Source organism: Kribbella sp. (genome assembly GCF_035655035.1).
GTDB lineage: Bacteria > Actinomycetota > Actinomycetes > Propionibacteriales > Kribbellaceae > Kribbella.
On the sequence record NZ_DASRVN010000502.1, the window covers coordinates 18,719 to 27,244 of the forward strand.

General features: G+C 68.1%; 10 protein-coding genes and 1 pseudogene. 6 read left to right on the forward strand and 5 right to left on the reverse strand.

What is annotated here, in order from left to right; genetic code table 11:
* Positions 1 to 250: 250 nt before the first annotated feature.
* The 6 genes and pseudogenes from VFF46_RS27510 (at position 251) to VFF46_RS27530 (ending at position 3,121) form a co-directional block, all read left to right on the forward strand.
* Positions 251 to 484: a hypothetical protein gene (locus tag VFF46_RS27510; protein WP_325040124.1), complete on the forward strand. Its 234-nt coding sequence runs from the start codon at positions 251 to 253 to the stop codon at positions 482 to 484.
* On the forward strand, positions 481 to 1,011 hold the full coding sequence (locus VFF46_RS27515; RefSeq protein ID WP_325040125.1) for a DUF6879 family protein: 531 nt from the start codon (positions 481 to 483) through the stop codon (positions 1,009 to 1,011). Before VFF46_RS27510 ends, VFF46_RS27515 begins: the two co-directional genes overlap by 4 nt.
* A gap of 63 nt (positions 1,012 to 1,074) precedes the next feature.
* Positions 1,075 to 1,236: pseudogene (locus VFF46_RS40655) on the forward strand (helix-turn-helix domain-containing protein); the annotation flags it as partial.
* Between the two features lie 93 nt (positions 1,237 to 1,329).
* On the forward strand, positions 1,330 to 1,899 hold the full coding sequence (locus VFF46_RS27520; protein ID WP_325040126.1) for a DUF5753 domain-containing protein: 570 nt from the start codon (positions 1,330 to 1,332) through the stop codon (positions 1,897 to 1,899).
* Between the two features lie 33 nt (positions 1,900 to 1,932).
* A complete protein-coding gene (locus tag VFF46_RS27525) occupies positions 1,933 to 2,736 on the forward strand; it encodes an AraC family transcriptional regulator (RefSeq protein ID WP_325040127.1) in 804 nt (267 codons plus the stop codon).
* A gap of 25 nt (positions 2,737 to 2,761) precedes the next feature.
* Positions 2,762 to 3,121 carry a VOC family protein gene (locus VFF46_RS27530; RefSeq protein ID WP_325040128.1) on the forward strand — a complete coding sequence of 120 codons (360 nt, stop codon included), beginning with the start codon at positions 2,762 to 2,764 and terminating at the stop codon, positions 3,119 to 3,121.
* A gap of 88 nt (positions 3,122 to 3,209) precedes the next feature.
* Here VFF46_RS27530 and VFF46_RS27535 read toward each other — a convergent pair whose 3' ends face one another.
* The 5 genes from VFF46_RS27535 to VFF46_RS27555 form a co-directional block, all read right to left on the reverse strand.
* Positions 3,210 to 4,280: a VPS10 domain-containing protein gene (locus VFF46_RS27535; RefSeq protein ID WP_325040129.1), complete on the reverse strand. Its 1,071-nt coding sequence runs from the start codon at positions 4,278 to 4,280 to the stop codon at positions 3,210 to 3,212.
* Positions 4,281 to 4,355: 75 nt separating this feature from the next.
* A complete protein-coding gene (locus VFF46_RS27540; RefSeq protein ID WP_325040130.1) occupies positions 4,356 to 4,643 on the reverse strand; it encodes a 4a-hydroxytetrahydrobiopterin dehydratase in 288 nt (95 codons plus the stop codon).
* 4 nt (positions 4,644 to 4,647) lie between these two features.
* On the reverse strand, positions 4,648 to 6,030 hold the full coding sequence (locus VFF46_RS27545; RefSeq protein WP_325040131.1) for an MFS transporter: 1,383 nt from the start codon (positions 6,028 to 6,030) through the stop codon (positions 4,648 to 4,650).
* A 29-nt stretch (positions 6,031 to 6,059) separates the two neighbouring features.
* Positions 6,060 to 8,030, reverse strand: a complete 1,971-nt coding sequence (locus tag VFF46_RS27550) for an ABC1 kinase family protein (protein WP_325040132.1) — start codon at positions 8,028 to 8,030, stop codon at positions 6,060 to 6,062.
* Positions 8,031 to 8,184: 154 nt separating this feature from the next.
* On the reverse strand, positions 8,185 to 8,526 hold a 342-nt coding region (locus VFF46_RS27555; RefSeq protein ID WP_325040133.1), incomplete at its 5' end, for a 4Fe-4S dicluster domain-containing protein.

Here is an 8,526-nt window from a genome sequence, read left to right on the forward strand (position 1 = left end):
GGACAGGTGCTGGATGACTGAGCCAGGCGCCGGATCACAGGGGAATGTGAGTACTCGATCCATCGAGGACATGCGCCCGGACCAGCCGGTCTTGGGATCGCTCATCACCGAATCACCTTCCGATCCAGGTTGACGAAGACAGCGTTACCCATTTCTACCCAACTGTCAATGGGTCAATATGGGTGATTGACATCTACCCAGGTGGCTGGGTGAAACTGTTCGTGCATGCTCCACACCTCAGGAGGACCTCGTGGCTCTACGCTTGATCGCTCACGAAGACGCAGAGAACACCACCGACAAGACTGGCTGTGCGCGCATCTGGATCGACGACGTGGATCAGACCGACGTGCTGGTTCAGCTGTACGAAGCCCCCGATGGCGCGGCTCGCATCGCGCCCGCAGAGATTCCGGTCGGCGAACTCCTCGGACGGTTGCCGGTCCAGACGCTCCTCGAGGCAGCTGACGCTATCCGGGCAGGACGATGATCACACCGCTCGACAGCGGCACCTTGATCGAGCTGTACGACGGCGCGAAACGATCGATCTTCCGGATCGAGCTCCAGCAGGTCTACGACTGGCCCGACGAAGCCGACCGCATCGCCGAGTGGCGCGTAACCGGCCAGGTCAGACCGTCAACTGATGCGCAGTGGCAGGAGGTCGCCGATCAGATCGCGGCCGGCTGCTCGAACACGTTGCTACACGTCATAGATCTGCCACTGACCGACTATCTTCGGTACGAGTTCGCCGCGTATCAGGCGAACAACCTACGGGCCGGCCAGGACGTCCGAATCGCGCTTCGTGACGCTCACCCTGTCCTCGCGCAGATCCCGTCAGAGTTCGCGTTGTTCGACGACACCGTGGTCTGGTACCGATACAACATGTCGACCGGTGTCAAACTCGGCTGGGAGCTGGACGACGATCCTGCTGCGCTTGCCGCCTGTCAGAGGTACCGCGACGTTGCGATGGAGCACTCCAAGCCCTTGATGGAGTTCATCGAAGATCTGAAGGGTTGACCGACGGTAGAACCACATCTGTACGCCAGTGAGGCAGCAGTCCATCAGGTAAGGCTCGGTGGGCTGCTGCGCGCTGCCCGGAAGCTGGCCGGCTCGTCAGGCGAGAAGCTGGCGGCTGAGCTTTCCATCTCACAGTCGAAGCTGTCCCGCGTCGAACTCGGTCAATCCGCCGTCGCACCGGAACTCGCCCGCCGGTGGGCAGCCGCATGCCAACTCGACCAAGGGCGAACCGAGGAGATCACGGCCCTCGCGGAGCAGATCGCGACCGACATCTATCCGGCACCGTGGCATGGCCGGGTACGGGGTGGCGTTGCCCGTTTGCAGCGGGATGTAGCCAACCTCGAAGCTACCGGAAAGCTTCACCTGGACTGGCATCCGCGACTGGTCCAGGGCCTCCTGCAGACTCCTGCCTACGCTCGGGAAATCATCGCCGCTGCGCATCCTGAGGGCCCGCAGCTCGATGCGGCGGTCGCAGCCCGGATGGCCCGCCAGAGTCTGCTCTACGATCCGACGACGACCCTTCGATTCCTGATCGGAGAGGCAGCCCTTCGCTGGCCGATCGCTTCAATGACCACACTGGTCGGTCAGCTGGACAGACTGCTGCTGTTCGCCTCGGAGGGAACTGTCGATTTTGGCATCGTCCCGTTCGAGGTCCCGTTCGGCGCGTTCTCCTACCACGCCTGGAGCATCCTGGCAGAGCGTGCCAACAACGAACCTGATCTGGTCGAGATCGGTCTCGAAACCGCGAAGGTCGACATCACCGACCCGGAGCAGACGACCGCCTACCGGGATGCGTTCGAGCGGATGTCTCTTGTTGCCCTGAAAGGTGAAGCGGCCGTCGCACTGATCCGGCGGATCCGCCTTGAGCTGCAGCGCAGGCCTTGCTGATCGCTGTCCACGCAGAACCTTACGATCGGGGACGTGAGCTACCAGCGGTTTGCGGTGCCGGAGCGGTTGCGGGGTGTGGTCGGGCATGTGTGGATGGTGGAGTCGCCGCCGTTGGCCGAGGTACGGCGGGAAATCCTGATCCCGAACGGGCGGCCGGGGCTGGCGATAGCGCTGGCGGATCCGGGGACGCGGCACGATCCGTTGACCCGGGCCGAGTGGGTGAACGCGGCGTCGGTGTTCGGGGTGATGACGCGGCCGAACGTGCTCGGGCAGGTCGGTACGTCGAGTTACGTCGGGGTCGAGTTCGCGCCGTGGGGGCTGGCCGCGTTCGGGTTGCCGCCGTTGGTGGACGACGTACGCGAGGTGGGCGACTGGGTCGGCGGGTTGGTGGGGGAGCTGCGGGCGGTGCCGTTCGGGGCTGAGCGGGCTGAGCGGCTCGCGGGGTTCCTGGCGGCCCGGTTGACCGGCGTCGAGGTACCGCAGGTTGTCGTGGAGGCGGTGCGGGCGATCGACGAGTTGCGGGGGCGGGTGGCGGTGGCGGAGGTCGTGCGGCGGTGCGGGACGTCGTACAGCACCCTGTACCGGCTGTTCAGGCGGAGCGTCGGGATCGGGCCGAAGCAGTACGCCGAGATCATCCGGTACTACGACTTCGTCGGCGGGCTGCTCGGTGGACCGGCGGATGCGGCCGCGACGTTGTCCGCGCTGCACGGGTACTACGACCAGGCGCACGCGGCACGCGACTTCAAGCGGTACACCGGGGTGAGCGCGACAACGTTCCTCGCGGTGCAGAACGGGATCGCGGCGCTGATGCATGGAAGATCCGTCCAAGACGAGTAGACGCTGTGTCGGCAGGATCGGGGGTATGGGACGAATCATTCATGTCGAGATAGTTGCCGAGGACCACGATCGGGCGGCGGACTTCTACGCGAAGGTGTTCGGGTGGCAGCGCACGCCGTCGGGCGTGGCGGACGGCTACCTGTTGGTCGAGACCGGGCCGGGCGACGGCATCGACGGCGCGATCATGAGCAACCGCTACCAGTCGCAACAGACCATCGCCTGGATCGAGGTCGACGACCTCGAGGCAACGCTGCAGGCGGCCCGGGGCGCGGGCGGCACACCGGTCGGTGAGATCCAGGAACTACCGGGCGCCGGCCGCCTCAGCTACCTCCGCGACACCGAGGGAGTGCTGATCGGGGTGCGGGCCGTACCGAAGAACGGGTAGTACTCGGCTGAGACGCCGTACGCGCGACGGCGGTCGCGCTCAGGTGCACTAGGTGCGAACCCCGCACTACCCGTCCTTCGGTACGCCGTCACCGCTCTTCGGCCAGCCCGAGGTAAAGGATTTTGGGGTTGGCGGGGTTGAAGGCGAGGGAGGGGATGCCGTCGTTGCGGTTGTGGTGTTTGGTGAGGGCTCCGGTGGACGGGACGAAGCGGTAGAGGTCGGCGCCGAAGTTGGCGAAGGACGTGCCGTAGCTGAAGTACAGGAGGTCGGGGTCGACCGGGGAGGCCCACATGCGGTTGCCGTTGATCAGGTCGGCGCGCGACTGGTCGAGGACCTCGCGGAACTTGCCTCCGCCGTCGTCGGACTGCCAGATGAACCGGGTCGAGCGATCCCGGTCGTACCCTTCCAGCCACACCTTCGACGGATCCGCCGGCGAGATCGCCAGGCTGAACGCGTTCATCCGTTCGACCGCCCGCGACCGCGTCCAGCTCCGGCCGCCGTCGTACGTCACGTAGACGCCGTCCGACATCACCCCGATGACGATGTGGTCGGGGTTCCGCGGATCCACCACCGCGTCGTACAGGAACAGATCCCGCGCCGCCGGTACGCCGACCCGCTGCCAGCTCGCGCCGTCGTCGGTGGAGTCGTAGATCTGCCCGTCGGTCGACACCACCCGCAGCCGCCCGGCGCGTGCATCGAGCGCGGCGAGGCCGCTCCACTCGACCGGTCCGAGGACCGTACTGACCTGCGCACCGTGCACCCGGTGGATCGGCTGGTCGTTGACGCTGTAGATGTACGCCGAATCGCCCGGCCCCGGCTGGACGTCGTACGTGCTGAGGTCGTCCGGCGATTTGTCGAGTAGCTGCCAGCTGCAACCGGCGTCGCTGGAACGCTGGATCGAGCGTTGGCCGATGCTGATCAGCGTGTTGGGTTCCGGCAGCGCGGCGACCTTCGCGTACGTGACGGCCTGCAGCGTGCCGGTCGTGCTCGCCAGCACCTGGCCGTCGGTGTCGGTGAAGGTCACCGAGCCGTCGCCGTAGACCTTTCCGCAGTGCGGCCGGTTCCAGGACCAGCCGGGGTCCGCGGCGTTCGCGTACGTGGGCAGCAAGGTGAGGAGGGCGGTCAGGGCGCTGGTGATCGCGAGGCGGCGTGAGGTCATCCCTTAGATGTAAGGGGATCCGGGCACCTCGAACCAGCGCTTGTCCTGGCCGACAAGCGCCATGACGTGAACAGGTCAGCCGGCGGCGGTGTCGATGTGCCGCGCGAGGACCAGGTCGTCCTCGGTGATCCCGCCGGCCTCGTGGCTGCTGACCCGGAAGGTGATCGTGGTCCACCGGATGTCGATGTCCGGGTGGTGGTTCATCGACTCGGCGAGCTGCGCGACGGTCGCCACCAGCCGGATCCCGTCCAGGAAGGTGTCCCGCGTGACGCTCCGGACCAGCTCGCCGTCCACGACCTTCCAGCTCGGCAGGTGGTCGCGCAGCGCGAGATCGATCTGGTCGTCGGTCAAGAGGTCAGCCATGCGTTCACTCTAGACCTATGCGGGTGGTGGTCAGCAGGCCCGCGGCAGCGGCGGCCGCTCCGGCCGTGATGATCGCTCCGAAGACCCACGGTTGTGGGTTGTCGGCGTTGAAGGCGAGGAGGGTGCCGCTGATCGCGAGGGCGGTGGCGATGCTCATCGTGGCTGCCATCTGGCCGGCGCTGGAGTTGCGGCCGGAGTTGTTCTGGTCCGAGAGGTCCAGGGTCAGGACCGACAGGCTGGACGAGCTCAGGCCCATCCCGACGCCTGCGAACCCCCAGCCGGTCAGGCCGAGCCATGGTGTCGAACTGGTCCAGGCGAGCAGCGAGGTCACCGCCAGGCCGAGCGTCATGAACGCCAGCCCGGTCCGCAGCACGGCGACCCTCGCGAACCCGTGCTCCCGGCCCTGCAACCACGAGCCGAACGCCCAGAACACCCCGGTGATCGACAACGTGACGCCTGCCTTCGACGGACTGAAGGCGTGCTGCAACGTCAGCAGCAGCGGAAGGTACGCGCCGACCCCGGCGAAGGCGGCGCCGCCGAGTGCGCGGACCGCGACCACGGCAGGGAATCCCCGGCGCGCGGTGAACGTGCCCGCGGGCATCACGCGTACGGCCGACCGTCCGAGGACCGCGAGCGCGACGAGTACCGCCGTACCGGCAAGCACCGGATGCGCCTCGAGGTGGTCGCCCGCGACGGTCATCGAGAACAGTGCGACCGATGCGGCGAATGCCCAGGGGAGTGCGGCACGCCAGGCCTCCAGCTCGGCGGCGTCCACGGCCGTGCGTTCCGGTGCCGGTACGTCGGCGGACTGGCGCATCGCCGGGCGGAGCAGGAGCCAGCTCGGGACGAGTAATGCGACCGCGCCGAGGAAGACCCAGCGCCAGCCGAACTGTTCCGTGACGACACCGGTCAGCACCGGCCCGAGTACCGACGGCAGGATCCACATCGCGGCGAACAACGAGAACATCCGCGGCCGCAGTACGGCGGGCAACGCCCGCGCGACCAGCACCATCAGCGATACGTCGAGCAGGGCCTCCGCGAGACCGCTGAGCAGCCGGCCGGCGATCACCATCGGCATCGCGGCCGCCGTACCGACGAGCAGCTGGGCGAGGGCGAACGAGATCGCGCCGGCCCGCAGCGTCGGGATCGGGCCGCGGCGGTCGGACCAGAGGCCGGCGACCGCGAGCGAGATCAGGTAGCTGGCGTTCGGGGCCGCGTTCGCGAGCCCGAAGCTGCCGAGCGCGTCGAACTCGCGGACCATCGTCGGCAGCGCCGTACCGACCGCGCGGTTCTCGAACGCGCCGAGCGTGACCAGGCCGATCACCCCGAGCACCAGCGGGAGATGCTGTCCGGTGAAGAGCTTGGCGCGGGCCTCGGTGACGGTCATGCCCGCTATCGTCGAAGTTCAAGTGAGGTTCAAGTCAAGCGATTGCCCGGGAGCCGGAAGATCAGCACCAGGACGCGCAGTACCAGGACCGCGCAGATCACCAGCAGGTTGTAGCCGAACAGCTGGTACAGCGACATCGTCGCGGTGATCCTCGGGCCGCCGGAGGTGCCGAGCAGGAGTACCGCCATGATGCCCGCGGTCGCGCCGAGGATCACGAGCAGGACCTGGTGGAGGAGTGCGGTGACGTGCCGGCGGTCGCGTTCGTCGGCGAGCAGCCGGACGTTGACGCCGAGCCGGCCGCTCTCCGCGGCAGCGGCGATCCGGTCGATCCGGCGCGGGAGGCGGCGCAGCATCGGGAGCAGTTGGGCGAGTTCTTCGGTCGCGGTCCGGCGGAGCGAGTCCGGGGCGAGCCGGTCGATGACGTGCGCACCGGCGAACTGGCGTGACGCCGCGACCAGGTCGAAGCCGGGGGAGATCCGGGAGATCGTGCCCTCGATGGTGGCCAGCGCCCGGAAGACGGCGGCGACCTCCGGCGGTACGCCGAGTTCGTGCGAGATGATGATCTTGAACAGGTCGTTGAACATCGCCGGGCCGAGCGTGACACCCGCGCCCAGGTACTTCGTCATGAACTGGCCGACGGCGCGTTCCAGGGAACGTTCGTCGATCACGTCGGGGCGGTAGACGATCTCGAGCAGCGCGTCGGTGGCCGCTACCGGGTCGCCGTGGTCGATGGCGAGCAGAAACCGTTGCAGCGCCTCGCGGGTGGCCGGGTCGAGGCGGCCGACCGAGCCGAGGTCGAGCATGCCGATCCGGCCGTCGGTGAGCAGCAGGAAGTTGCCCGGGTGCGGGTCCGCGTGGAAGACGCCGTCGATCGCCACCTGCCCGAGCAGGCAGTTGAACAGCGTCCGGCCGAGACGGGCCGGGTCCAGGCCACGGTCGGCGATCGCCCGCTGGGCGTTGCCCAGGCCGATGCCGTCGAGGCGCTGCATGGTGAGGACACGGCGGGTACTGCGTTCCGGATAGAGCCGCGGTACGACGAGGTCGTTGCTGGCAGCAATGGAACGGCCGGCCGCGACGGTGGTCATGTTGCCGGCCTCGACGGTGAAGTCGAGCTCCTCGCGCATCGCGTCCGCGAACCCGTCGGCGAGCGCCCGGACACCCATCGCACGCCCCCAGTCGGTATTCCGTTCCAGCAGCCGCGCCAGCCGTCGCACGATATCGAGATCCCGATCCACCAACCCCGCGATCCCCGGCCGCTGCACCTTCACCACCACGTCGGAATCGTCGAGCAGCCTGGCGGTGTAGACCTGGGCGACGGAGGCGGCGGCCAGTGGTGTGGTGTCGAAGGCGGCGTACAGGTGGTTGAGCGGGGCGCCTAGTTCCTCGGTGAGGACCTGTTCGATCCCTGGCCAGGGAGCGGGCGTGACCTGGTCCTGGAGGCGGCTCAGTTCGGTGGCGACCGAGGGCGGGATGATGTCGCTGCGGGTGGAGAGGACCTGGCCGAGCTTGACGAACGTGACGCCGGCCTCGTCGAGGGCGAGCCGGAGGGAGCGGGCGAGTTCCGCCTGGCCGGCGGCGTTCTCGCGGCCGGGGCGGCGGCGACCGCGCAGGTACGGGCCGAGGCCGTGCTTGATCGCGATCCGGAGGATCTGCAGGTACCGCCGGGTGCGCGCGATCCGACCGCTGAGGTCGCGCCGCAGATCGCGTGCCCGCGGCAACGAACCCGTCGGCACCAGCGCCTCCGCGAGTACCAGGAACACCAGCCCCGCGAGCATCGAGACCACCGCGATCAGCACCATGTACGCGACCGCGGCACCCATCGACCCGGTCCACGACGCCGTACCGACCATCGCCACCGCCAGCGGCCCGGAAACGCTCAGCGTGATCAGCGCACCGACCGTCAGCCGCCCGAACCCGAACCGCACCCCGAGCAGCCGCTGCGCGATCGGCACGAAGATCACCATGAACAGGACCAGGTTGGTCAGCCGCAACACGTCCATGCCCCGAACCCTAGGCGCCGGGCGCGGCCGGGCGGCTCCCCCACGCGAGGGGTTGCCCCCTGACCTGGAGGGTTGGGCACAAACGGCGAGCCCCTGGCTCCGGATGGGCCAGGGGCTCGGCGTACTGCGGTGGTACTGCGGTCGTACGGCGGGGTCAGGCGCGGCGGCGGATCTTGTTGCCGAGCCAGACCAGCGGGTCGTACTTGCGGTCGGCGACCCGTTCCTTCATCGGGATCAGCGCGTTGTCGGTGATCTTGATGTGTTCGGGGCAGACCTCGGTGCAGCACTTGGTGATGTTGCAGAAGCCGAGGCCGTGCTGCTCCTGGGCCGCGTCCTTGCGGTCGGCGGCGTCCAGCGGGTGCATGTCCAGCTCGGCGATCCGCATCAGGAACCGCGGACCGGAGAAGTTCTCCTTGTTCTCCTCGTGGTCCCGGATCACGTGGCAGGTGTTCTGGCACAGGAAGCACTCGATGCACTTGCGGAACTCCTGCGAGCG

Excerpts from the sequence above, each read along its gene's own strand:
- VFF46_RS27530 (WP_325040128.1), top strand. The coding sequence starts at position 2,762 with ATGGGACGAATCATTCATGTCGAGATAGTTGCCGAGGACCACGATCGG.
- VFF46_RS27515 (WP_325040125.1), top strand. The coding sequence starts at position 481 with ATGATCACACCGCTCGACAGCGGCACCTTGATCGAGCTGTACGACGGC.
- VFF46_RS27535 (WP_325040129.1), bottom strand. The coding sequence starts at position 4,280 with ATGACCTCACGCCGCCTCGCGATCACCAGCGCCCTGACCGCCCTCCTC.
- VFF46_RS27540 (WP_325040130.1), bottom strand. The coding sequence starts at position 4,643 with ATGGCTGACCTCTTGACCGACGACCAGATCGATCTCGCGCTGCGCGAC.
- VFF46_RS27550 (WP_325040132.1), bottom strand. The coding sequence starts at position 8,030 with ATGGACGTGTTGCGGCTGACCAACCTGGTCCTGTTCATGGTGATCTTC.
- VFF46_RS27545 (WP_325040131.1), bottom strand. The coding sequence starts at position 6,030 with ATGACCGTCACCGAGGCCCGCGCCAAGCTCTTCACCGGACAGCATCTC.